This window comes from Streptomyces sp. SX-6 (assembly GCF_059089585.1).
This window is the reverse complement of sequence record NZ_JBTHHU010000004.1, coordinates 98,709-122,870: the sequence shown is the minus strand read 5'-3', so window position 1 is coordinate 122,870 and position 24,162 is coordinate 98,709. Positions and strand designations below refer to the sequence as shown.

At 69.2% G+C, this 24,162-nt stretch carries 22 protein-coding genes; 7 read left to right on the top strand and 15 right to left on the bottom strand.

Going from position 1 to position 24,162, the window contains the following annotated elements:
- Positions 1-113: 113 nt before the first annotated feature.
- The 3 genes from ACV530_RS06425 to ACV530_RS06415 form a co-directional block, all read right to left on the bottom strand.
- Entirely contained in the window at positions 114-2,045 is a 1,932-nt protein-coding gene (locus tag ACV530_RS06425; protein ID WP_494331275.1) for a trypsin-like serine peptidase, read from the bottom strand.
- Positions 2,046-2,374: 329 nt separating this feature from the next.
- The gene (locus tag ACV530_RS06420; RefSeq protein ID WP_494331274.1) at positions 2,375-2,746 is read right to left on the bottom strand and encodes a GntR family transcriptional regulator; all 372 of its coding nucleotides are present in this window, start codon (positions 2,744-2,746) and stop codon (positions 2,375-2,377) included.
- 2 nt (positions 2,747-2,748) lie between these two features.
- A complete protein-coding gene (locus ACV530_RS06415; protein ID WP_494331273.1) occupies positions 2,749-3,741 on the bottom strand; it encodes a hypothetical protein in 993 nt (330 codons plus the stop codon).
- Between the two features lie 101 nt (positions 3,742-3,842).
- Here ACV530_RS06415 and ACV530_RS06410 point away from each other — a divergent pair, with 101 nt between their 5' ends.
- Entirely contained in the window at positions 3,843-5,372 is a 1,530-nt protein-coding gene (locus ACV530_RS06410; protein WP_494331272.1) for a helix-turn-helix domain-containing protein, read from the top strand.
- A 63-nt stretch (positions 5,373-5,435) separates the two neighbouring features.
- On the opposite strand, the gene ACV530_RS06405 is transcribed toward ACV530_RS06410, so the two are convergent.
- The 5 genes from ACV530_RS06405 to ACV530_RS06385 form a co-directional block, all read right to left on the bottom strand.
- Positions 5,436-6,359 carry an LLM class F420-dependent oxidoreductase gene (locus tag ACV530_RS06405; protein WP_494331271.1) on the bottom strand — a complete coding sequence of 308 codons (924 nt, stop codon included), beginning with the start codon at positions 6,357-6,359 and terminating at the stop codon, positions 5,436-5,438.
- Positions 6,360-6,428: 69 nt separating this feature from the next.
- Entirely contained in the window at positions 6,429-7,589 is a 1,161-nt protein-coding gene (locus ACV530_RS06400) for an alpha/beta hydrolase (protein ID WP_494331270.1), read from the bottom strand.
- 148 nt (positions 7,590-7,737) lie between these two features.
- Positions 7,738-8,526, bottom strand: coding sequence for a putative protein N(5)-glutamine methyltransferase (locus ACV530_RS06395; RefSeq protein WP_494331269.1), 789 nt, complete (start codon positions 8,524-8,526; stop codon positions 7,738-7,740).
- 157 nt (positions 8,527-8,683) lie between these two features.
- Positions 8,684-9,085 (bottom strand): RidA family protein, encoded by a 402-nt coding sequence (locus ACV530_RS06390; RefSeq protein WP_494331268.1) that lies wholly within the window; start codon positions 9,083-9,085, stop codon positions 8,684-8,686.
- Positions 9,082-10,209, bottom strand: a complete 1,128-nt coding sequence (locus ACV530_RS06385; protein ID WP_494331267.1) for an acyl-CoA dehydrogenase family protein — start codon at positions 10,207-10,209, stop codon at positions 9,082-9,084. The genes ACV530_RS06390 and ACV530_RS06385 overlap by 4 nt, the downstream gene beginning before the upstream one ends.
- 130 nt (positions 10,210-10,339) lie before the next feature.
- On the opposite strand from ACV530_RS06385, the gene ACV530_RS06380 reads away from it, so the two are divergent.
- The 3 genes from ACV530_RS06380 (at position 10,340) to ACV530_RS06370 (ending at position 14,025) form a co-directional block, all read left to right on the top strand.
- The gene (locus tag ACV530_RS06380; protein WP_494331266.1) at positions 10,340-11,968 is read left to right on the top strand and encodes an AMP-binding protein; all 1,629 of its coding nucleotides are present in this window, start codon (positions 10,340-10,342) and stop codon (positions 11,966-11,968) included.
- Entirely contained in the window at positions 11,961-12,803 is an 843-nt protein-coding gene (locus tag ACV530_RS06375; protein ID WP_494331265.1) for a PaaX family transcriptional regulator, read from the top strand. The genes ACV530_RS06380 and ACV530_RS06375 overlap by 8 nt, the downstream gene beginning before the upstream one ends.
- A gap of 682 nt (positions 12,804-13,485) precedes the next feature.
- Positions 13,486-14,025 (top strand): hypothetical protein, encoded by a 540-nt coding sequence (locus ACV530_RS06370; RefSeq protein WP_494331264.1) that lies wholly within the window; start codon positions 13,486-13,488, stop codon positions 14,023-14,025.
- Between the two features lie 9 nt (positions 14,026-14,034).
- Here the strand turns inward: ACV530_RS06370 and ACV530_RS06365 are convergent, their stop codons facing one another.
- The 3 genes from ACV530_RS06365 to ACV530_RS06355 form a co-directional block, all read right to left on the bottom strand.
- Positions 14,035-14,721 (bottom strand): hypothetical protein, encoded by a 687-nt coding sequence (locus ACV530_RS06365; RefSeq protein ID WP_494331263.1) that lies wholly within the window; start codon positions 14,719-14,721, stop codon positions 14,035-14,037.
- Positions 14,722-15,052: 331 nt separating this feature from the next.
- Positions 15,053-15,523: an NUDIX domain-containing protein gene (locus ACV530_RS06360; protein ID WP_494331262.1), complete on the bottom strand. Its 471-nt coding sequence runs from the start codon at positions 15,521-15,523 to the stop codon at positions 15,053-15,055.
- A 4-nt stretch (positions 15,524-15,527) separates the two neighbouring features.
- On the bottom strand, positions 15,528-16,268 hold the full coding sequence (locus ACV530_RS06355) for a DUF5919 domain-containing protein (RefSeq protein WP_494331261.1): 741 nt from the start codon (positions 16,266-16,268) through the stop codon (positions 15,528-15,530).
- Between the two features lie 326 nt (positions 16,269-16,594).
- On the opposite strand from ACV530_RS06355, the gene ACV530_RS06350 reads away from it, so the two are divergent.
- From ACV530_RS06350 to ACV530_RS06340, 3 genes are all read left to right on the top strand, one after another.
- A complete protein-coding gene (locus tag ACV530_RS06350; protein ID WP_494331260.1) occupies positions 16,595-16,735 on the top strand; it encodes a hypothetical protein in 141 nt (46 codons plus the stop codon).
- A 245-nt stretch (positions 16,736-16,980) separates the two neighbouring features.
- Entirely contained in the window at positions 16,981-17,454 is a 474-nt protein-coding gene (locus ACV530_RS06345) for a hypothetical protein (protein ID WP_494331259.1), read from the top strand.
- 605 nt (positions 17,455-18,059) lie between these two features.
- Positions 18,060-18,521 (top strand): hypothetical protein, encoded by a 462-nt coding sequence (locus ACV530_RS06340; RefSeq protein WP_494331258.1) that lies wholly within the window; start codon positions 18,060-18,062, stop codon positions 18,519-18,521.
- A 104-nt stretch (positions 18,522-18,625) separates the two neighbouring features.
- On the opposite strand, the gene ACV530_RS06335 is transcribed toward ACV530_RS06340, so the two are convergent.
- From ACV530_RS06335 to ACV530_RS06320, 4 genes are all read right to left on the bottom strand, one after another.
- Positions 18,626-20,884 (bottom strand): bifunctional salicylyl-CoA 5-hydroxylase/oxidoreductase, encoded by a 2,259-nt coding sequence (locus ACV530_RS06335; protein WP_494331257.1) that lies wholly within the window; start codon positions 20,882-20,884, stop codon positions 18,626-18,628.
- Positions 20,869-21,696, bottom strand: coding sequence for an enoyl-CoA hydratase family protein (locus tag ACV530_RS06330; RefSeq protein WP_494331256.1), 828 nt, complete (start codon positions 21,694-21,696; stop codon positions 20,869-20,871). Before ACV530_RS06330 ends, ACV530_RS06335 begins: the two co-directional genes overlap by 16 nt.
- Before the next feature lie 114 nt (positions 21,697-21,810).
- Positions 21,811-22,815, bottom strand: a complete 1,005-nt coding sequence (argF, locus tag ACV530_RS06325) for an ornithine carbamoyltransferase (RefSeq protein ID WP_494331255.1) — start codon at positions 22,813-22,815, stop codon at positions 21,811-21,813.
- Positions 22,816-22,913: 98 nt separating this feature from the next.
- On the bottom strand, positions 22,914-24,146 hold the full coding sequence (locus ACV530_RS06320) for an arginine deiminase (RefSeq protein WP_494331254.1): 1,233 nt from the start codon (positions 24,144-24,146) through the stop codon (positions 22,914-22,916).
- Between the last annotated feature and the right edge of the window lie 16 nt (positions 24,147-24,162).

Here is a 24,162-nt window from a genome sequence, read left to right as displayed (position 1 = left end):
ATTCGTTCTTCAGGACGGTGACGGCAGGGGGTTGCGTCGGCGATACTTGATCTGTAACCGGGCCGGAAACGGCGACGGCGGCACCCCTTTCGGAGCGCCGCCGTCGGACCGGATCACGCGTGGGGAACGAGGTTCTCCTCGGTGCCGAGGTGGTTGGCGGTGGTGTCGATGTACATCGTGGTCTCGCCGTCGGACCAGCGGATGACGAGGTCGTCGGTGCGGCCGTTGCCGGTGAAGTTGCCTGTGGTCATGACCGTGTTGTGCGTCCAGAGCGAGTTGGCGTCCTGGATGCGCGCCTCGCTGCCGAGGCCTGAGGTGGTGGTGCCGACGTAGTTGTCGAGCTCGCCGTCGGACCACTGGACCATCAGGTCCCACTTGGAGTTGCCGGAGAACTCACCGGAGGTGAGCAGAGTGGCGTGCTGCCAGGTGCCGTTGGGGTCCTGGAGCTTGTGCTCCTGGCCGAAGGTACCGGCGCCCACGTTGGTGTAGAGGGTGAGCTCACCGTCGGACCAGCGGACCATCAGGTCGGTGACGTACTGCGCGGCGTTGAAACGGCCCGCGGCGATCTGGGTGGCGTGCTTCCAGGTCTCGTTGGGGCCGGTCATCTGGGTGCCGGACACATTGAGGCCGTTGGAGCCGACGTCGCCGTAGAGGGTGACCTCGCCGTCGGACCAGCGGACCATCAGGTCGAACTGGCTGGATCCGGTGAAGTCACCGGCGGTGATGGTCTCGGCGTGGGTCCAGGTGGAGTTGGCCGCCAGCATCTGGCGCTCACTGGTGAAGTGGCCGTTGCCGTCGCTGTAGTACATGGTGACCTCGCCGTCGGTCCACACCACGATCATGTCGCTGTGGCCGTTGCCGTTGAAGTCGCCGGAAGCCATCAGCTTGGCGTGCTTCCAGGTGTCGCCGCCACCCATGGAGTACGGGAGCGAGGGCTGGTGGTAGGAACTTCCGTGGTTGACGTGCTGGTTGGCCTTGGCCTCCTCGTAGAGCTGGAAGAACCAGTCGCCGTGCATGGGGCTGTAGGTCAGCCAGTCGACGTTGGCGTCGTTGCCGCCGCCGTTGTAGCCACCGACATTGCCGACGATCTCGCCGGTCCCGGAGGTCCAGTCGACCTTCGAGAACCAGGGGCCGCCCGAGACGCCGCCGTACATGCCGCGGCACAACGCCTGGATCTGGTAGAAGCCGGGCAGTGCCGACGTCTGGACCGGGCAGCGGACGGCGTGGTCCGCGGAGTCGTACTTTGCCATGGGGTAACCGACCATCGTCAGGCTGTTGTTGTACCCCGGAGTGCGTGCCAGTGTGTTGGCGCCCACCACGTCCTGGGCGTTCTTGCCGCTGGACGAGGCCTCGAGACGACCGAACGCGAAGTCCAGGTCCGAGGTCTTCTCCTTGGTGTTGTGGGAATACCGGTTGTCATAGAACCAGTCGCCCACGCGGTAGAACCCGTAGGTCTGCTTGTCCAGCGAGTACTCGGTGCGGTACCAGGGCACGAAGACGGCCTTGCTGCCGCTGCAGTGCCCCGCGGTGAGGATCAGGTTGTGACCCGGGCTCTCCACGACACTGGCCGAGCAGGAGTGTTCCCGCATCTTGCCGGTGGTCGGATCCGTGTCGTAGCTGAAGAGGGCGCCGACCGACTTCGGGCCGAGGATGTGCTCCGCGGTCGGCATGCCCCCGGCTGCCAGCCCCCTGCTCTTGGGTGCGGCCTGCCGGGCCTTGGCGTTCGGGGTCCCGGCGGGCTTGGCGGGGTCGACCGCCGAGGCCATGCGCTGGGGGGTCCAGAAGCGGAGGGCGTCCGCGTCCGTCCAGCCGCTCTTGTCGGTCGGCTTGGCGGCGGGCAGGCCCTTGACCGGGGTGGGCGTGGGCAGCTTCGACGCCGGGGTCCTACCGTGCTTCGCACCAACCGACGGTGTGGCAGCGGGAGTTGCGGTGGGTCTCAGCTTGCCGCCGTCGGCGTGGGCGAGCGTGGCGCCGCTCGTCAGGAACACCGCGGTGCCGACCGCCGACACAGCGATGCGCTGTATTCGTATACGTGAGATGCGCAAGGAAGAACCTTCTTGCTCATAAGGAAGACCCGGCCCGGATCGGCCGGAGAAGTCTGAAATGCCGGGAAAAGCCGGTCAGGGAGAGGCGTTGCGCGCGCGGCGCCGCATGGTTCGCATGGTTCCCCCCACACTGTTCACGTGACCGTCCAGGTCACCGCCCCCGTTGCCCCCGAGCCCGCCGGAGCGGGCGGGGGGAACCGTAACCGACACGGCCGTCTGGAGGCGAACATGACATGACAGACAACCGGAAGGCGCACAACGCCAGTTCCGGCATAAATGATCAAATCACCTGCGCTTCACGCGCCACACAGCGACAAAGGTGAACAAGTTCACGTCACATGACTCGCACCCAGACCGGTACGGACGAGGTCGAGGATCTCCTCGTCCCCCAGCCCGAGGGCGCGCGCCTCCGAGACCAGGTGCACCGCGCCGGCGACGAGGCGCGCCCGGCCCGCGGCGGCGTCGCCGGAGGTGACCACCGCGCCCCGCCCGCGGCGCAGCTCGATGAGCCCCTCCTCGCGCAGGCGCTGGTAACCGCGCAGCACGGTGTGCACGTTGACGCCGAGCGAGTCGGCGAGGGCACGTGCGGCGGGCAGCCGTTCGCCGGGGCGTACGGAGCCGTCGGCGATGGCGTCGCGGACGGCGGCGGCGACCTGGTCGCCGAGGGGCACCTGGGAGGCGGGGTCGAGCCGGATGAGCAATGTCAGCCTCCGTGGTCGGCGCGGTGACGGTCGCGGGCGACAAGGGCGTTGAGCAGCGCGGCCGCCGTGCCCGCGTCGTCGACGGTGATCACGAACTCGCTGCCGGTGGTCAGCCGGGCCACGAGCGCGTCGCCGGAGCGCAGGACGAGCCCGCTGCGGCCCGCGCGGACACGGTAGCCCCAACCCCCGAAGTCGCGGAGCGGGTTGACCGTACGGTCGGTCGCCGACTCGATGCGCTCGAGGGGGATCCGGAGCCGGGGCACGGAGAGCCACAGCGGCATGGCGGTCACGCCGTGCCGGTCGACGGTCACACGTGCGCCGGGGAAGGCGAGCAGCACCGCGCCCGTGATCAGCGTGATGATGCCGCTGATCCAGCCCACCAGGAGCGAGAGCGCCGCGCCCACGATGAACAGGGAAACCCCGAGGACGACCATCGCGCGCGATCCGACGGACCGCGTCCACACGGCGCTCTCCCCCTCGCGGAGGTCGAGCCGGGGTTCGGGGTCCTCCGCGGGGACGGCCCCCTTGGGCACGGGCGGCGCGGCGAACCCCGCCAGCAGCGCACCGGCGGCTCCCGCCACGGCGCCCACGACCAGCGCGGCCAGCAGCTGCAAGAGGTCGAGACGGGCCTGCTCGGGGGAAGCGCTGTGCACATTGGCGAGGAGGGTCACGATGAGCGCGTATCCGACGACCCCCGCCAGCCCATAGGCGAGGCCCATGAAGGCCCGCCAGGCGGCGATCTGCACCTCCAGGACGAGGGCGAACAGCCCGAAGATCAGCGCCGGCACCAGCAGCATGGGGAGCCCGGTGGGGAGGATGCTGCCCGCGGACGTGAAGCCGTCTGCGTGCCCGTCACCGGCGAAGTGCGTCGCCACCCGGTCCGGCAACTGCCCGCGGTACGCGGAGAACGCCGCCAGGAAGGCGCCGCAGGTGAGCGCGTAGGGCACCAGCACCACCGCCAGGCGCCACGGCTTCCCCACGGTGCGTACCGACATGTCCACGCCCCCACCTCCACGCTGTTCGCATAGCAATAGAACAAGCCTAAATCAGCCTCTCGGGAAGCGAAAGATCTCATATCTGAGATACCGTCTGTCACATGACAGACGCCTACCTCGCTCGCATCGGCAAGCTCATCCGTGACGCCCGGCAGCACCGGGGCTGGACCCAGTCGCAGCTCGCCGACGCCCTCGGCACCAGCCAGAGCGCCGTCAATCGCATCGAGCGCGGAAATCAGAACATCAGTCTTGATATGATCGCCCGTATTGGTGAAGCCCTGGACAGCGAGATCGTCTCGCTCGGCTACGCCGGTCCCATGCATCTGCGGGTCGTCGGCGGACGCCGGCTGTCCGGCTCGATCGACGTCAAGACCAGCAAGAACGCCTGTGTCGCCCTGCTGTGCGCCACGCTCCTGAACGCCGGTCGCACCACGCTGCGGCGGGTCGCCCGGATCGAGGAGGTCTACCGGATCCTGGAGGTGCTCGGCAGCATCGGCGTCCGGCACCGCTGGATCAACGGCGGCGGTGACCTCGAGATCGTGCCGCCCGCCGAGCTCGACCTGGCGTCGATGGACACGGAGGCGGCCCGCCGCACCCGCAGCGTCATCATGTTCCTGGGCCCGCTGCTGCACCGCATGGACACCTTCGGCATCCCCTACGCCGGCGGCTGCGACCTCGGCACCCGCACCGTCCAGCCGCACATGACGGCCCTGCGCCACTTCGGCCTGGAGATCACCGCCACCGACGGCACGTACCACGCGAGGGTCGACCGCAAGGTCTCCCCCACCCGCGCCATCGTGCTGACCGAGCGCGGCGACACCGTCACCGAGAACGCCCTCCTGGCCGCCGCCCGGCACGACGGCGTGACCGTCATCCGCAACGCGAGCTCCAACTACATGGTCCAGGACCTCTGCTTCTTCCTGGAGGAGCTGGGCGTACGCGTCGAGGGCGTCGGCACCACCACGCTCACGGTGCACGGTGTGGCGAACATCGACCGCGACGTGGACTACGCGCCCTCCGAGGACCCGGTCGAGGCCATGAGCCTGCTCGCCGCGGCCGTCATCACCGAGTCCGAACTGACCATCCGCCGCGTGCCGGTGGAGTTCATGGAGATCGAGCTCGCCGTCCTCGAGGAGATGGGCCTCGACCACGAGCGCAGCCCCGAGTACCGCGCGGACAACGGCCGTACGCGCCTGCTGGACCTGACCGTGCGCCCCTCCAAGCTGCGCGCGCCCATCGACAAGATCCACCCAATGCCGTTCCCCGGCCTCAACATCGACAACGTGCCCTTCTTCGCGGCCATCGCCGCGTTCGCCCAGGGCCAGACCCTCATCCACGACTGGGTCTACGACAACCGCGCCATCTACCTCACCGACCTCAACCGCCTCGGCGCCGACGTCAAGCTCCTCGACCCGCACCGGGTGCTGGTCGAGGGCCCCACGCGCTGGCGCTCGGCCGAGATGATGTGCCCGCCCGCACTGCGCCCCGCCGTGGTGGTGCTGCTGGCGATGATGGCGGCGGAGGGCACGTCGGTGCTGCGCAACGTCTATGTGATCAACCGGGGTTACGAGGACCTGGCGGAGCGGCTGAACTCGATCGGCGCGCAGATCGAGATCTTCCGGGACATCTGATACCAGGCCGCTGGGGCCGCCCGCCCGCACGCCACTGCGCGGGCGGGCGGGCGGATCCGCGGGTTACTCCGCCAGCGCCCCCAGCAGGCTCCAGGTGCGGCGCCGGTCGGCGTCTCCCGTGAAGTCCGTCCCCGAGAACACCACTTCCGTCGCCCCGGCGTCGCGGTAGCGCCGCACCTCGGCGGCGACCGTCTCCTCGTCGCCGATCACGGCCACATCGGCGGCTCGTTTGCCGCCGGAGAGCTCGATGACCCGCGCGTAGGACGGGATCTGCTCGTAGAACGCGAGCTCCTCGGTGAACTTCGCGCGTGCGGAGTCGACGTCGCCGGTCACCACCCCGGGCACGAGCGCCACGATGCGCGGCGCGGGACGGCCCGCGGCCTGCGCCGCCGCGGTGACGGCCGGGACGATGTGCTCGGCCAGGGCGCGGGGTCCGGCGAGGAAGGGCAGGATCCCGTCCGCCAGTTCACCGCTGGCGCGCAGCGCCTGCGGGCCCATCGCGGCGACGAGCAGGGGCACGCCGGCCTCGGCGCCCGGTACGCGCGCGGGGATCGGTGTGGCCGCGGTCAGCAGTTCGCCGCGGAAGTCGGCGGTGCCGGTCTCGGTCAACTGCCTGAGCGCGATGAGGAATTCACGCAAGCGGGCGATCGGCCGCTCGAACGGGATGCCGAAGCCGGATTCCGTCAGGAGCTTGGTACCGAGCGCGAGTCCGAGGTGGTAGCGGCCGTGCGTGGCCGCCTGCGCGGTCTGGGCCTGGCTGGAGACGACCAGCGGATGTCTGCCGAAGACGGGGATCGCGGACGTCCCCACCTGTAACTCCGGCACCTCGCGGCCGACGATGGCCGCGAGTTGGGGCGAGTCGACGCCGAAAGTCTGCCCGAACCAGGCGGACCGCAGCCCAGCGGCCGCGGCTTCCCTGGCGAGCCGCACGGTGGCGTCGATCTGGTTACCGGCATCGGTCGCGGCGAGTGCAACACCAACAGTCATGTCATCGCGAACCACGAACAGGCTGCCGCGCATTCCGTGCCGAGGTCACGTTCTCCGCGTTCCGTCACATCAGGACGAGGGCGTCGGCCCCTCCAGCTGCTCGCTGATCCACTGGATCGGGCCGGCATCCATGCCCCGCAGATAGGTGGCGGCATTGTGGGTGCCGCCTTCTATGGACCACGCCTTGGTGTGGACCGGGCCCTTGTCACCGTACGTCGCCATGAATTTCTTGACGTCGCCGATCATCTTCCGGTTCTCCTTCGTCCCGTACTGGAAGGCCAGGTAGACGTCGGGTCCCTTGCGGCCGATCAGCTGCTTGGCGAGGAGCTCGGGGTTGTTCTCCTGCCGCTGCTTCTCGTGCCCCTTCCACAGCGGGGAGTCGGGGACGATGTCGGGGCCGGAGGCGATGACGGCCTTGAACTGGTCGGGCTTCTGCAGCACGGACTTCAGGCCGACGAAGCCGCCGGTCGAGGAGCCCATGAAGGCCCAGCCGTCACGCGACTTCAGGGTGCGGAAATTGGCCTTCATCAGGTCGGGGACGTCCTCCGTCAGCCAGGTGCCCATCTTCGGCTGACCGGGGATGTCGCTGCCGTCCCAGTAGATGCCGTGATCGTCCGGGCCGGGGTTGAGGATCGGCATGGCCAGCAGGAACGGCTTGCTCTTGCCCTGCTGGTACCACCGGGTAACGCTGTTCTGGAGCGAGAGCCCGTCCTTGCCGAACTCGCCGAAAGCCCAGTAGTTGCCGTCGTGACCGGGGCCGCCGGGCAGGGCTATCAGGACAGGGAAGCCGCTCTTGGCGAACTTCGGGTCGCCGTACTCCTTGGGAGCCCAGACCCATATCTTGCCCGTGAACCCCGACTTCGGCCCGGTGATCGAGACGACGCCGACGTGTGTGCCGTCGCTCATGGTCTTGGCATTGCGGAAATCGGCCTTCGGGCCGGTGGGCATCAGGGTCTTCGAGTCGGCGGGCTTTGCTTGCCCGCCGCCGTTCTTGTCGCCGTCCTTGCCGCTGCCCTTGCCGCTGTCCGCATCGCCGACCTGGCCGTAGCTGACCGGGTCGCCCTTGTCGGTGAAGGGCGGTATCTCGAAGTAGCTCATCACCGGCCAGGCGATCAGGCCGAGCGTGATGATCGACGCGGTCGCGATGATCCAGCGCCGTGCGCGGCCGGTGCGGCGATGGCTCCGGGACCCGTGGGTCGAGGTGGACGGAGGGGGCGGCACGTGCGTCATCACTGGTACTCCGGATGGTGCTGACCGAGGCGGCTACCGACAGGCATAAGGGAATTTCCGTTCATGGAGACGAATAATTGGACGAACGGGTTCCTTGGTATCGCAGCCGCGAACCATTCGAATATCCGTTGAATTCTGAACATTCGCGTCACACGCGAGGAGCGGGCCTGGTTCCGATGACGACGGTGGCGTCCAGCTCGTCGCAGGTCACCACCCGCGGGACCAGGCCGCCCCCGGCGACGACCGCCATGGCTCGCGGCACCTGCCGTTCGCTCGTCTCGAACAGCAGGCTGCCGCCCGGCACCAGCCAGCCGGCAGCCTCGGCGATCACCCGGCGCAGGACATCGAGGCCGTCCGTGCCGCCGTCGAGAGCCACCCGCGCCTCGTGGATGCGGGCCTCCGGCGGCAGCAGGCCCAGTTCCTCGGTGGGCACGTAGGGGACGTTGGCGAGGAGGACGTCGACGCGGCCGCGCAGGGCGGCGGGCAGCGGCGCGTAGAGGTCGCCCTCGTACACGCGGCCGTGGGGGACGTTGCGGCGGGCGCATCGCACCGCGGCGGGGTCTATGTCGGCCGCGTGGAGTTCGATGCGGTCAACTGCCGCGGACAGGGCGGCACCCAGGGCGCCCGAGCCGCAGCACAGGTCGACGGCGACGGCTCCCGGACGGGCGAGGGCGGCGGCCTGGCCGACGAGGAACTCGGTACGGCGGCGGGGGACGAAGACGGCGGGGTCGACGGCTATGCGCAGACCGCAGAACTCGGCCCAGCCCAGCACGTGCTCCAGGGGAAGTCCGGCGACCCGCCGGTCCACCATGGAGCCGAGGTCGTCAGGGGTCCGTGCGGCGGATATGAGCAGTTGCGCCTCGTCCTCGGCGAAGACACAGCCGGACGAGCGGAGAGCAGTAACAACAGACGAAAAGGACGAAACAGAAAGCGACATGAGGGACCTCTCGGAATACGAAAGGGCGCTCTCGCGGCTATACCGTGACGCCGCGAGGTGAAAGCACCCGACCTGCTACTGCGGTAATGGGGCTCACCTCCTCAAGTCGTTCTCTGCTCAAGACCGGTGAACTATACCCCGGCCCTGATCGCTTCCGTCACGGCAGCACCGCCACCCCGTCCAGCTCCACCAATGCCGCCTCGTCCCAGAGTCGGGCCACCCCGATCACGGCCATCGCCGGATAGTCGCGCCCCGCCAAGCGGCGCCATGTCCGGCCCAGTTGCGGCGCTGCCGCGCGGTAGGCCGCGACGTCCGTCGTGTAGACCGTCACCCGCGTGAGGCGGGACGGGTCTCCCCCGGCCGCCTGAAGGGCGGTCAGCAGGTTGGCCAGGGCCCGCTCGAACTGTTCCGGCAGCCCGGTGCCCACGATCGTTCCGTTGCAGTCGAGGGCGGTCTGGCCGGCGAGGAAGACCAGCTGGCTGCCGACGGCGGTGACGGCAGTGACGGCGTGGCTGAACCCCTTCGCCGGGGACAGTTCGGGGGGATTGACCCGCTTCATCGGTAAAGCTCCTTGGCGATGATGGTGCGCTGCACCTCCGAGGCGCCCTCGTACAGACGCGGGGCACGCACCTCGCGGTAGAGGTGCTCCAGCAGATGGCCGCGCTCGAGGGCGCGGGCGCCGTGGATCTGGACCGCCGAGTCGACCACGTACTGCGCCGCCTCCGTGGCGAACAGCTTGGCCATCGCCGAACGGCCCGCGATGCCGGGCTCGCCCGCGTCGTACGCCGCCGCGGCCGCGTACACCAGCAGGGCGGCGGCCTCGGTGCGGGTGGCCATCTCGGCGAGCCGGTGCGAGACGGCCTGGAGGTCCCTCAACGGGCCGCCGAACGCGTGGCGTTCGTCCGCGTGCGCGAGGGCCGCGCGCAGTGCGGCCCGGGCCATGCCGACGGCGAAGGCGCCGACGCTCGGGCGGAAGAGGTCCAGCGTGCGCATGGCGATGCGGAAGCCCTCGCCCGGCGTGCCGATGACGTCGTCGGGGGTGACGGGCACCGCGTCGAAGGCGAGGGTCCCGATGGGGTGCGGGCTGAGGAGGTCGAGGGGGCGGCCGGTGAGGCCGGGGCGGTCGCCCGGCACCAGGAAGGCGGTGATGCCGCGCGCACCCGCCCCGGGCGAGGTGCGGGCGAAGACCGTGCAGACGTCGGCGTCGGGGGCGTTGGAGATCCAGGCCTTCTCGCCGTGCAACTCCCAGCCGGACGGCACCGGTTCGGCCCGCAGCGCCAGCGCCGCCGCGTCGGATCCCGCGCCGGGCTCGCTCAGCGCGAAGGCCGCCACCGCCCGGCCCGCGGCCACCTCCGGCAGCCAGCGCGAGCGCTGTGCGTCGGTGCCGGCGAGGACGACCGGGTACGAGCCGAGCCCCTGGAGCGCGAGGGCGGTCTCGGCCTCCGTGCACTCCTGGGCGAGCGACTCGCGCAACAGGCAGAGGTCCATGGCCCGGACGCCGGGGCCGGGGCCGGGCAACAGGGGCTTGAGCAGACCCAGTTCACCGATCGCCGCGACAAGCGGGCGGTTGATCCTGCCCGGTTCGCCCTTCGCGGCAAGCGGCCTCAGCCGTGTCGCGGCGAGCTCGCGCAGCTCGGCGCACCGGCGCCGCTGCTCCGGGTCCAGGGCGAACGACGGTGGCACCGTACATCCCTCCTATTGCGCTCGGTTGACTGCCGTCACCAAGTCGTTACGCTGACAGCGCATCCGTACGACCGCAAGACCCCTGGTACCACCTCCCTTCCGGTCCTCGGCGCGAGGGGGCACATTCGCCATGGAGCTCAAGCCGTCCGCTCACGTCGACACCTTCCCGCGCGACCACCTCCCGCCCGCCGGCCAGTGGCCGGACCTCCGCTTCGACCTCGGTGCGCCGTACTACCCCGACCGCCTCAACTGCGGCGCGGAGTTACTGAGGGGACAGCCCGGGGAGCGTCCCGCGTTCCGCGACGGCGCGGGAACCGTCTGGTCGTACGGCGAACTCCGCACCCTCGTCGACCGCATCGCGCACACCCTCACCGACGACCTGGGCGTGGTGCCCGGCAACCGGGTGCTGCTGCGCGGCCCCACCTCGCCCTGGCTGGCGGCCTGTTGGCTCGCGGTGATCAAGGCGGGCGCGGTGGCCGTCACCGTCCTGGCCGCGCAGCGCGCGCACGAACTGGCCACGATCTGCCGGCTCGCACGCATACGGCACGCCCTGTGCGACGCACGGGCGACCGGGGAACTCGTCAAGGCGGCCGTACCCTCCTTGCGGATGACACCTTTCGGCGGGGACGCGCCCGACGACCTGGTGCGGCTGGCGGCGGGAAAACCTGCATCGTACGTGCCCGTGGAGACCTCCGCCGACGACGTCGCCCTGATCGCCTTCACCTCCGGAACCACCGGCCTGCCCAAGGGATGTACCCATTTCCACCGTGATGTCCTCGCCATCGCGGACACCTTCTCCGCGCGTGTCCTGCGGCCGGGGCCCGACGACGTCTTCGGGGGCAGCCCGCCGCTCGGCTTCACCTTCGGGCTGGGCGGGCTCGTCGTGTTCCCGCTGCGCGCGGGGGCGTCGGCCGTGCTCGCCGACTGGCCGGGCGCGGAGCAGATGCTCGCGGACATCCAACGGCACCGCGTCTCCGTGCTGTTCACCGCACCGACCGCCTACCGGACGATGCTGGAGCGGATCAGGACGGACGACGGCCACGACATCTCGTCGCTGCGCCGCTGCGTCTCCGCCGGTGAACACCTTCCGGAGGGACTGTGGCACGACTGGCTGCGTGCCACCGGGCTGCGCCTCATCAACGGCATCGGGGCGACCGAGATGCTGCACATCTTCATCTCGGCCGCCGACGACGCCATCCGCCCCGGCACAACCGGGCTGCCCGTGCCCGGCTTTGAGGCCTGCGTCCTCGGACCCGACGGCGAGCCCGTCCCCGACGGCCGTCCCGGCCTGCTCGCCGTACGCGGCCCGACCGGCTGCCGCTACCTCGCGGACGACCGGCAGCGCGCGTACGTCCGCGACGGCTGGAACCTCACCGGCGACACGTTCATACGGGACACGGACGGCTACTTCCGCTACGTGGCCCGCGCGGACGACATGATCATCTCGGCCGGGTACAACATCGCGGGACCGGAGGTCGAGGAGGCGCTGCTGCGCCATCCCGACGTGATGGAGGCCGCGGTCGTCGGGGAGCCGGACGAGCGCCGCGGCCAGACGGTCGTCGCGCACGTGGTCCTGCGGGAAGGGGTGCCGTGCACCGAGCGGACGGCGACGGAGCTGCGGGAGTTCACCAAAAAGGTGATCGCCCCGTACAAGTGCCCTCGCAAGATCGAGTTCCTCGACGCACTGCCCCGTACCCCCACCGGCAAACTCCAGCGCTTCCGGCTGCGTTCGGGCCCTTTACAGTTTCCCCGTGACTGACGAGCACCCGACGACCCACACCCCCCGCTCCCTCATCGTCACCTTCTACGGTGCGTACGGACGCGGGAACTCCGGCCGGCCCGCGGCCGGACCGGTGCCGATCGCGGCCCTGATCCGGCTGCTGGGCGCGGTGGGCGTCGACTCCCCGTCGGTACGGTCGGCCGTCTCCCGGCTCAAACGCCGCGGCCTGCTCGTCGCGAGCCGTACGGAGCAAGGCGCGGCCGGGTACGGACTGTCCGACGCCGCACGGCAGTTGCTGGACGACGGCGACCGGCGCATCTACCTCCGCCCCGGCCCACGCCCGGGCCACGGCTGGCTGCTGGCCGTCTTCTCCGTCCCCGAGCACGAACGCCACAAGCGCCACCTGCTGCGCTCCCGGCTGTCCCGGCTGGGCTTCGGCACGGCCGCGCCCGGCGTATGGATCGCTCCGGCGCATGTGCACGAGGAGACCCGGCACACGCTCGAACGGCTCGGACTGGCCTCGTACGTCGACCTGTTCACCGGGCGCCACCTCGGCTTCGAGCCGACGGCGGAGGCGGTGGCCCGCTGGTGGGACCTCGAGACACTGGCCGCGCAGCACCACGCGTTCCTCGCCGCCCACGAGCCGGTGCTGCGCCGCTGGACGCGCCGCCGCCCCGTACCGTCGGAGGACGCCTACCGCGACCACCTGCTCGCCCTGGACTCCTGGCGCCAACTCCCGTACGCCGACCCGGGCCTGCCGAGCGGCCTGCTGCCGGCGGACTGGCCGGGGGCGAGGTCGGCGCGGGTCTTCGCGGCACTGCACGACCGCCTGCGGGGGGCGGGGGCGGGGTTTGTGGCGGGGGTGCTGAGTTGAGCGCGGGCTCGCCCTTCAGCTCGAGAGACGTGTGACGCTCCGCCCTGCGTACTGCGAGACTGCGGGACTGCAGGGCTGAGCTGATGATGGGTCAGCCGAATCGTGTCCTGCTGGGTGGTGGAGCCGTTGGGATACGGGTAGCGGGAGATTTGGGTGTCGCGGTGGGTGTGGCGGCCGCGTCATCACACCCAAAATGCCCGCAGTTCACAGGTCAACGACCACATGGTCACCACACAGCCCAGCCCCCTGACGCCGGGCCTCCCGTACTCCCGCAGGTCGCCGATACAGAACTTTCGCTACACCACCACAGCGGACGCGGCCGCCAGCCGTGCACTGGGTCTTCTTCGAGCGCTTCGCATCTGGGGTCGATCCACCCGTTCACGTCGAGGCCTGCCATGTGACCGCCCGACGACAAGCCGCTCACCCCATGATCTCGGATGCCTGTCAAAGCGGATCAAGCCCCGTCTCCACGCTACATGGAGGAACCCCAACTACCGCATATGTTCAGGCCGTTGACAGATACGCCTGCCCATTGGAGGCTTTCGAAGTTCCTGACGGGGGGCCGCGGAGCACCGGAATGCTGCGATGGACGGTCCAACGCCGTCTCGGGCGGAAACTGTCAGCCTCACTTGCGGGTTGACGTGCTGACCGAGCACCGGTACCAGCGGAAGGAGACGAAGGCATGAAGCAACGTCGATGGGACGCCGCATGTCGCCTCGTGCAACGTGTGGGAGTCGTGGGGGCCACGGCAGCCATCGCTGTCGTCGGCGCCGTGTCCACGGCGGGAGCGGCGACTCCCGGCTTAGGCTCGGACCGGGTCCTCGGCAGGACCGAACTCACCTTCTCCCCCTCGCCCCATGGCGAAGCCACCGCCAGCGCAAGGGTCATCCACTGCGAGTTGGTGTTCGTCGGGGCCAACCACGGTGCGCCTCACCACTCCGGCCACGTGCCGGGTACGGTCAACGTCCGTGTCCGCGTGACCTGCACCCAGCCGGTGAGAATGATCCGCGGAAAGATCGGCCTCTTCAGCGGCCACGGATCGAAGATCAACTCCTACGGCAGCGTCGGGCGGGCCGCCGCCAAGGGCAACGCGGCGCTCGTCTGCCGGGCCGGCTACTACCAGGGCGAGTCAACCGCCCAAGTCACCGCGCCTCCCGGCTACACCCCGCCCACCGTGAACATGGGCGCCAGGACCGCCCAGGTGCACCTCACGAAGTGCTGACCCCAGGAATCAGCGATTGACCTCATCGCTGTCCGCCCACACTGGATCGGTCACCTCGACCGGCACGGCCTCCAGTCGCTCATCCGCCAGCACGTCGGCGACGAGCGCGGCCGTGCCACCGAGATAGGTGGAGTCGAGGTCGATCTCCGTCGCGACACACCAGGCCCGGTCGTCGGGCCAGAAGAGGTTGGGCGACTGCGGAGAGAGTGACATCGCCAGTTCCCCTGCGGCGTCGAGCGGGCCCTCGAGCAGGAGATAGCTGCGTTCCGGCAGCTCCACTCGAGGGCCATTGACGATGCCTGACGAAAACACCGGTGGAAGCAGATCCGGCTCCGCCTGCGCGTCCCCTTCCTCCGATTCCTCCGACGTGAAACTGATGGTCGCGCGGCCGTCCGACGTGGACTCGTACCCGTCCCAGACGCAGAACCAGAGGCGGTCACCTGACGCGGTGTGCCGGGCCAGGACGTCACACAGCGCCGCCAACGTGGCAGGAGGCAGCGTGCCCGGGTCGGGCTCCTCCTCCCAAGGCTTCGCCGCTCGCACATCCGACGCAGGAGTGGCAAGCGCCCGGAACTGTACTTGTGGATGCACCACCCTGCCCGACCATGCGGCCACCTCCGCCCACGTCACGGGGCTTTCGTCGGACGCCGACGCCGGATGCAGAATCCGTGCGTACGCCTCGAATCCGTGCGGCACGAGAGCACCCACCCCGGACCCGAACGGCCCGACCCTCGCAACCACCCAGTCAGCCGCTGCCACACCCTCAACCGGCCGCAGCCGCGAACGCCGAGCCATGGTCTGCACCTCCTGCAACAGTCACCCCGGCCTGACTCGAAGCCGTCGCCGGCAGCGGGCCCGATCCCCGACACCCCGTCAGCCGTCCGCCCAAGCCGACGCGAGCCTAGCGCACGAGCTGACACGGATGTTCCCCAACTCCCAGGCGATAACGGACAGATGGTCCGGGTACGTCGATCGCATACTTGACGCGATCGAGCTTGGCGTTGAAATCCGGGTCCGGGAGTTGCCGCTATCCCAGGTACGGCGCGGGACGGCGCTCAAGGAAGTGCTGGAGGCGTAGCCGCTGGGTGTGGTGCATGGGGAGCGAGTCGATTTCTCCGGGAGCCACGAAGCGGAGTTCTGTGCTTTCGTCCGAGATGGTCAGGGTGCCTCCGATGACCCGGGCCGTGAAGCACACGTTGAACTGTCGGCGTACCTCTCCATCGCTGTACGCGATGATGTGCCGGGGATCGGTGTACGTGCCGACGAGCCCCGTGATCTCGACATCGAGCCCTGTCTCTTCCTGAACTTCTCGTACGGCTGTGCCAGGCAGCGAGTCCCCCATGTCCATCGCCCCACCGGGCAAAGCCCATAGGTCGTTGTCCCGGCGGCGTTGGAGAAGGACACGGCCCCTGTCGTCAGTGACGACGGCCGAGGCTGCCACGACCAAGCTGTTGGGCTCGGGAGCGTTTGGGTCGTTGTAATACTCGGTCCGTGCCATGGGTTCACCTCTCCACTGGTCGTGCCGTTTCCCACACGGCGTTGAAGCTCTCCGCGTAGGTGTCGAACATGCCGCCATCGTTGTGACGTCGTAGGTGCCATACGGGAGCTTGATAGGCGTTGACGCCCCATACGTGAGCGTTGACCAACACCTGATCGTCGGCACGGTACAGGCTGTTGTAGAGGGTCGTCCCGTGCGTCCGCAGCTCGATCCCTGGGACGCCGAGAAGCGATCGGTAGTGCATGAGCGCAAGGCGACAGCGGGACTCGATGCCATGACCGAACTTCTCTTCCCGTCCTCGCTGTTGGACGTTGGAGCTGTCCGCGTCGCCCACAGCGATCCGGACCGCACACCCCTCGGCAGCGCGCTCTCTCAGCAGGTCGTTCAGACGGGGGTACGCCTCATGCAGGAAGACGGCCGCATACACCAGCACATCGATCCGACACTGTGCCTGTGCGAGGAGTTGCACGAAGACCGACACGGGGAGATCGGCCCGCTGGTCGTAGAGCGCTACGAGTTCAGAGCTTACCGCCCTCGCGGAGCGTGCTTGCCGGAGCGCCGGCCACAGCGCATGAACGTCTTCCCCCAGCGCTTCAGCGGCTTTGAGTGCTGTTGTCCGCCGTGGCGTCCGTCCGTGATTGACCCACCGCTCAACGGACTTGGGGTCGACATCCGTCGCGCCGGCCAAGGCGGCGTGCGTCCATCCTCCGGATGCCATGGCGACTCGTAAGCGCTCGTTCGGCATGATTGCCGCCCCCTCCCCTGCCCCTGGACGTTCCTAGGGACGTTCTACCTGTCTCAGGACGTCCCGGAGTGGGAAACGTACGGGGTTCCTCCGTCCCAATGACCGGCGCGACGATCACCACATGAACACCGTGACGAAGATGACGATGCGCGTGTCCCGGGATAGTGGGCGCACCTGGGGGCCGACAACGCGGGTTCCGGCGACCCGGGAAGCCACAGGTGGCGACGTGAGCGGTGCTTACCCGGACTGCGCGTGCCCACGCTGCGAGACAAGGCGGAACACGACGCGTCAGGCACCCAGCTGGCCGCTCTGTCCGGGAGGCCTGCGTGACCGCTGAGACGAAGCGCTGCGCCGAGTGCGACCGGATCAAAGCTGAGCGTGCTGAAGCGATCGAGCGGGGCGACATGAGCAAGGCAAGCGACTGCATCGTGCTGATGGGCAGGCACTTGCGGGAGGCGCACCCGTAGGCCTCAAGGGACACTTCAACTCAACAGTCACACAGGCCGGTTGCGATCCGTGCAGCATGTTGGTCGAGGCAGCCTTTGCCCTGGCTTCCCGGGCTGTCGACACGGGACTCCAGTACCGTTCTGGCCGGATCGTGGAGCGGGCCCGCGCAGTGCGCCGCTCGCTGATCTTGACGTCGCCGCCCAAAATTGTGCGCGACTTCGACGAGCGCCAGCACGGCGTACATCTATAAGGAAGGGGCCTTTTCATGCGGGTCGGGATCACTGGTCACCGCGGACTGAGCCAGGACGTTGAGCATCGAGTGCGGGGAATGCTTGAGCAGGCGGTCAATCAGTACCCAGCGGCGGACCTGGTCGGGATCTCCTGCCTCGCCGACGGACCCGACTCCTGGTTTGCGGAAGCTGTGCTGGCCCAGGGCGGACGCTTGGAAGTAGTTGTTCCCGCAGAGCAATATCGAGACGGCCTGCCCGAAGCCCATTGGCCGGTATACGACGGACTTATGCAGCACGCCGTCGAAATCCACCGGACAGGCATGTCTGCTTCCGACCCGCAGGCACACATGGCAGGAAGCGAGATCCTTGTGGGCCTGGTCGATAAGCTGCTGGCGGTGTGGGATGGGAACCCCGCGTGGGGGTACGGCGGTACAGCGGATGTTGTCGCCTACGCTGAACGGAACGGAATTCCAGTAATGGTCCTGTGGCCTGATGGCGCGACTCGCTAAAGAGCACTGGCCGTACCCCGCCTCCCGAGCGATCTTCCGCCGGTGACGCCAAAAGGCACACAACTGCCCCTCGACCTCGTACTGATGATGCTGGCTGCGCCCCCGCAGTGACGACACCTCGGGCCACCTGTCCCGACCTGGCTTCTCCGGCCGGCCCCGGCGTCCGGGGAGCCATCACCCCGGCCCAGTGACCGGCGCCCCGGGGTCAGGGCGAGGACGGGTGGGTATGCCGCGCGGGTGGGCGGGGCCCTGACCCTCGGTCCTTGGAATCGGCCACTTCCGCGTATGCGCAGGGCGGGTGAGATGTGACGCGGGATGCCTGAAGTGCTTCACTCTTCGGCCAGTTCGCGAGCTCCATCCCCGTCAGCTCTGCGGTGGATGGGACTGAGAACGCCGCATGAGACATGGGTGGTTATCCACATGCAGTTCGGCGTACACCACGTCCCGTTGGCCGAAAGAATCATGGGGGTCTGCAGATGAATAGCGGAGTTATCACGGTGACTTCCCCGGGCGGTGTCCGGAAACATCCTGGTAACACAGCGCTCCGCAGGTACAGGATGTGCCGCGGCAGTGCTCAAGGGTGCCCAGCCGACCAGGGAGGAAAAATGACGGTAGTGGAGAAGAAGTTCGTTCGACTTCTCAATCAAGCCGACGAGCGGGCCAGGGAGGAATACCCGGAGGCCCGCTTCCTCTTCGCCGATGGGCGGACTTCCAACGGTCCGTCGGCGAACGTCGAAGATTTCGGCATGTGGCGGTTCGCCTTCACCGTCGAGGAAGGAACCATATTCCTCGCCAACGAGAAGCCCTTCGACCCGTCTTTCATCGTCGACTTCGTCCCGCAACACATGGTGGGTGCCCGAGCGATCCCTGTCCCATCCGTGCAGACGGACATCACCGACGCCGACCGGCTCATCAGGGACACGGGCTATAAGGGACCGTACAGCGCGCTGCACCTCAACTGGGCCCTCGCGCCAGGCCTGCTCGAGCCGCGCTACACCTTCCAGACTCCCAGCGCGGGCTACTGGTCCGTCGGCCTCTACACCGGATCGATCTCCCACCACGGCTGACCGCATCGCCGCAACGATGACTTCCCTTCCACCCGTCGTGGGTGGAAGGGAACTCATCGTTGCGGACGGCCCTGACTGGTGGGGGAGCTTGGCATCATCAACCTCTACCCCCGCCGCCCCGTAGGCGGCTTCCGGCTCCCCGCCCGGTACGGCAGCGGCCAAGCCACCCCCGGCCCCGCGTACCCCTGCTCCGCAGCCGCATGCAACGTCCAGTTCGGGTCGTACAGATGCGGACGCGCCAGCGCGCACAGATCCGCACGCCCCGCCAGAATCAGCGAATTGACGTCGTCCCACGACGAGATGGCCCCGACCGCGATCACCGGCACACCCACCCGATGCCGGATGAGATCCGCGAACGGCGTCTGGTAGGACCGCCCGAACGCGGGCCGCTCCTCCGGAACAACTTGCCCGGTCGAGACGTCAATCGCATCCGCCCCGCGCTCGGCAAACGCCCGCGCGATGGTAACGGCGTCTTCCACCGTCGTACCGCCCTCCACCCAATCCGTGGCGGAAATCCGGACGGTCATGGGCCGCTCCGACGGCCAGACCTCCCGCACCGCATCAAAAACTTCGAGCGGATACCGCAACCGCCCGGCGAGGTCACCCCCATAACGGTCGTCCCGACGATTCGTGAGCGGCGAGAGGAACGAAGAAAGCAGATAGCCATGGGCACAGTGCAGCTCGAGCAGGTCGAAACCGGCCCGGTCCGCAGCTTGCGCCGCATCGACGAACTGCACCCGAATCGCAGTGAGTTCATTCACGGTCAATGCACGCGGAACCTCGTTCACACCGGCGCGATACGGCAACGCCGACGGAGCCACAACCGTCCAGTTCCCCCCGTCCAGCGGCTGGTCGATGCCATCCCACATCAACCGGGTCGACCCCTTCCTCCCCGAGTGCCCGAGCTGAATGCCGATCGCCGCGCCTGGAGCCCGCCCGTGCACAAAGTCCGTGACTCGCCGCCACGCACGCTCGTGCTCCGGCGCGTACAGCCCCGCGCAGCCGGGGGTGATACGCCCGTGCGCGCTCACGCACACCATCTCGGTCATCACCAGCCCCGCACCGCCAAGAGCCCGCGCGCCGAGATGGACGAGATGGAAGTCGTCCGGCGTGCCGTCGACCGCGGAGTACATGTCCATCGGCGAGACAACGACACGATTGCGCAAGGCAAGACCGCGCAGCCGGAACGGGGTGAACATCGGCGGCGTGCCGACAGGCACACCCGCCTCCTCCTCGACGGCCGCGACGAAGGCTGGGTCACGCAGGCGGAGGTTGTCGTGGGTGACGCGGCGGCTGCGCGTGAGCAGGTCGAAGGCGAATCGCCGCGGTGGTGCCCCGAGGTGGACGTCCAAGTCCTCGAACCATTCGAGGCTCGCACGGGCGGCGCGCTGCAAGGACTCGACCACCGGGCGCCGTTCGGCCTCGTAGGCAGCCAGGGCGGCGGCGACATCGTGCTGCCGGTCCAGATGCCCGGCCAGGGCCACCGCGTCCTCGACGGCGAGCTTGGTGCCGGAGCCGATGGAGAAGTGGGCGGTGTGGGCGGCGTCGCCGAGGAGGACCGTACGGCCATGCGCCCAGCGCTCGTTGACGACCGTGCGGAAGGCGGTCCACAGCGAGCGGTTGGACTGCAACGGGCGTCCGTCCAGCACGCCCGCGAAGTACGTGCCGCACCTCCGCAGGGTCTCCTGTTCGTCGCAGCGGTCGAGCCCTGCCCGCCGCCACACCTCCTCGCGCATCTCGACGATGACGGTGCTGGCGTCCGGGCCGTACGGGTAGCCGTGGAGCTGCATGACGCCGTGTTCGGTCTCGGCGATCTCGAAGCGGAAGGTGTCGAAGGCGAAATCGGCGGAGAGCCAGACGTAGCGGCAGCGGTGCGTGGTGAGTGCGGGGCGGAAGTGGTCGCGGTGGACCTCGCGGGTAGCGCTGTGGATGCCGTCGGCGGCGATGACGAGGTCGTGGGAGCGGGTCAGTTCGGCAAGGGGCGGCGCCTCGGTGCGGAACCGGAGGGAGACGCCGAGGGCGCGGCAGCGCTCGTGGAGGATCGCGAGGAGCCGGTGGCGTCCGAGGGCGGCGAAGCCGTGGCCGCCCGAGCGCAGCACCTGGCCGCGGCAGGAGACGTCGATCGCGTCCCAGCGGACGAACTCCCTTTGCAGCGCGGCGAAGACGTCGGGGTCGGCGCTCTCGATGCCGCCGAGCGTCTCGTCGGAGAGGACGACGCCGAAGCCGAAGGTGTCGTGGGGGGCGTTGCGTTCCCAGACGGTGATCTCGCGCTCCGGGGCGTGACGTTTCAGCAGCGCTGCGGCATAGAGCCCGCCGGGCCCGCCGCCTATGACCGCGACGCGCACGGTCACCGCCCCCGCCACTCGGGGGGCCGCTTCTCGGTGAAGGCCCGGTGGAATTCGGCGTAGTCGACGCTGTTCATCAGCAGCGCCTGGGTGGCCGCGTCGAGCTCGATGGCGGCGGAGAAGGGCATGTCGAGCTCGGCGCCCAGCAGGGCCTTGGTCTGGGCGTGGGCGAGGGCGGGCCCGTCGGCGAGCCGGCGCGCGAGGGCGTGGGCGGCGGCCTCGGTGCCGCCTTCCTCGGTCAACTGGCTGATGAGGCCGATGCGTTCGGCCTCCGCAGCGCGCACGGTGTCGCCGAGCATCAGCAGGCGGGTGGCGTGCCCGAGGCCGACGACGCGGGGCAGGAGGTAGGCGGCGCCCATGTCGCCGCCGGAGAGGCCGACCTTGGTGAAGAGGAAGGCGAAGCGCGCGGTGGGGTCGGCGACACGGAAGTCGGCGGCCAGCGCGAGCACGGCACCGGCGCCCGCGGCGACCCCGTGCACGGCGGCGACCACGGGGAACGGGCATTCGCGCAGGGCTCTGACGGCCTGCCCCGTCATGCGGTTGAAGTCGAGGAGCAGGCCGGTGTCCATGGCCAGGGTGGCGCCGATGATGTCGTCGACGTCGCCTCCGGAGCAGAAGCCGCGCCCTTCGCCGCCGAGCACCAGGGCCCGGACACCTCCGTCGCGGGCCAGTTCGGGCAGCAGGTCGCGCAGGTCGGCGTAGGCGCCGAAGGTGAGGGCGTTGAGCTTGTCGGGGCGGGCCAGGGTGACGGTGGCTACGCCCGAGTCGATGCTCAGGCGTAGGTGCCGCCATTCCTCCGTGGTGGACGCGGAGCCGGTGAACGGACTCATGGGCACGGCCTCCTTCAGCCGGGAACCAGCTGGTGCGTGCCCGCTGAACGTATCACCGTGCCGTGACTGTCGTCACGAGGACGACACAACAACTCCCCGCTCCTGGGCCCGGTTTCAGCGGCCCAGGGTCGCCACCATCAGGGCCTTGATCGTGTGCATCCGGTTCTCGGCCTCGTCCCAGACGACGGAGTGCACGGACTCGAAGACCTCGTCGGTCACCTCGAGCGAGGTCATCCCGTGGCGCTCGTGGATCTCGCGGCCGACCGTGGTGCCGAGGTCGTGGAAGGCGGGCAGGCAGTGCAGGAACTTCACGGCCGGATTGCCGGTCGCGCGCAGGACGTCCATGGTGACGGCGTACGGGGCGAGCAGGGCGATCCGGGCGTCCCACACCTCCTTGGGCTCCCCCATCGAGACCCAGACGTCGGTGGCGATGAAGTCCGCGCCGCGCACGCCCTCCCCGACGTCGGCGGTGAGCGTGATGCGCGCCCCGCTGCTCGCGGCGAGGCGTCGCGCCTCCTCCACGATCTCGGGCGCGGGCCACAGTTCCTCGGGGGCCACGATGCGGACGTCCATGCCGAGGAGCGCGCCGGTGACGAGGTAGGAGTTGCCCATGTTGTAACGGGCGTCACCGAGGTAGGCGAAGGCGACGCGGTCGAGGGGCTTGGAGGTGTGCTCGGTCATGGTGAGCACGTCGGCGAGCATCTGGGTGGGGTGCCACTCGTCGCTGAGGCCGTTGTAGACGGGGACGCCCGCGTGCTCGGCGAGCTCCTCCACGATCTCCTGGCCGTGGCCGCGGTACTCGATGGCGTCGAACATCCGGCCGAGGACCCGGGCGGTGTCCTTGACCGACTCCTTGTGGCCGACCTGCGATCCGGCGGGGTCGAGATAGGTCGTACGGGCGCCCTGGTCGGCGGCGGCGACCTCGAAGGCGCAGCGGGTGCGGGTCGAGGTCTTCTCGAAGACCAGCGCGATGTGCCGGCCCGTGAGCCGGGGCTCCTCCTCGCCCGAGCGCTTGGCGGCCTTGAGTTCGGCCGCCAGCTCGACGAGGCCGTGGAACTCCTCGGCGGTGAGGTCCGTTTCCTTCAGCAGATGGCGGCCCTTGAGGCGGTCTGTGGCCATGGGGGTTGGACTCCTCGGATTTCTATGCATGTTATGGCATCAGTATGCACTGAGGTGGTCGGGCTGTCTCCACCGGGGTCAGGGTGTCTTCATCAGGGTCACGGCGTCTCCACCGGGTCCCGTTCCACCGGGCAGCTCATGCAGCGGGGTCCGCCCCTGCCCCGTCCCAGTTCGCTGCCCGGGATGGTGATGACCTCGATGCCGTGCTTGCGCAGAAAGGTGTTCGTGGTCGCGTTCCGCTCGTAGGCCACGACCACGCCCGGTTCTATGGCCAGCACGTTGCAGCCGTCGTCCCACTGCTCGCGCTCCGCCGCGTGCACGTCCTGGCGGGCGGTGAGCACCCGGATGCCGTCCAGCTCCAGGGCGGCGGCGATCGCCCGGTGCATGTGCTCCGGCGGATGGTCGGTGACCTTCAACTCCCGCCCTCCCCCGCCGGGTTCGATGGTGTAGGAGCGGAGCATGCCCAGCCCGGCGTACTGGGTGAAGGTGTCGCCGTCGACCATCGTCAGCACGGTGTCCAGGTGCATGAGGGCCCGGCTCTTGGGCATGTCGAGCGCCACGATGCTGCGGGCCGACCCGGCGGCGAAGAGCCGGTGCGCCAGCATCTCCACGGCCTGCGGGGTGGTCCGCTCGCTCATGCCGATGAGCACCGAGCCCCGGCCGATGACGAGCACGTCGCCGCCCTCGATGGTGGAGGGGTAGGCCGCCTGGCCCTCCGACCAGATGCGGAAGCCGCCGCCCGCGAAGAGCGGATGGTGGCGGTAGACGGCCTCGTAGTGCACGGTCTCGTGCCAACGGGCGGGCCAGCGCATCGCGTTGACGCACACCCCGTCGTAGATCCAGGCCGAGGTGTCGCGGGTGAAGAGGTGGTTGGGCAGCGGGTTGACCAGGAAGTCGTCGAGGTCCATGACGTGGAAGCGCACCGAGACGGGCTCGGGGTACCGCTCGAGGAACTCCCGCTTGGTCATGCCCCCGACGAGCCAGGACGTCAGCTCCGCCGGGGGCATTCCGTCGAAGACCGCCCGCAGATGACCGGTGGCGAGCGGTCCGTACTCCTTCTCGTCGAAGACCCGATCCAGCACCAGGGCGCGGGCGGCCTCCACCGCCAGGCTCTCCTCCAGCAGGTCCTGGAAGAGGTGGACCTCGACGCCGCGTTCGCGCAGGACGTCCGCGAAGCCGTCGTGCTCGGCGCGGGCCCGGCGCACCCAGAGCACGTCGTCGAAGAGGAGGGCGTCCTTGTTGGAGGGGGTGAGTCTCTTCAGTTCGAGGTCGGGGCGGTGCAGGATGACGCGGCGCAGCCGCCCGGCCTCGGAGTCGACATGGAATCCCATCCCCCCATCCTCGCTT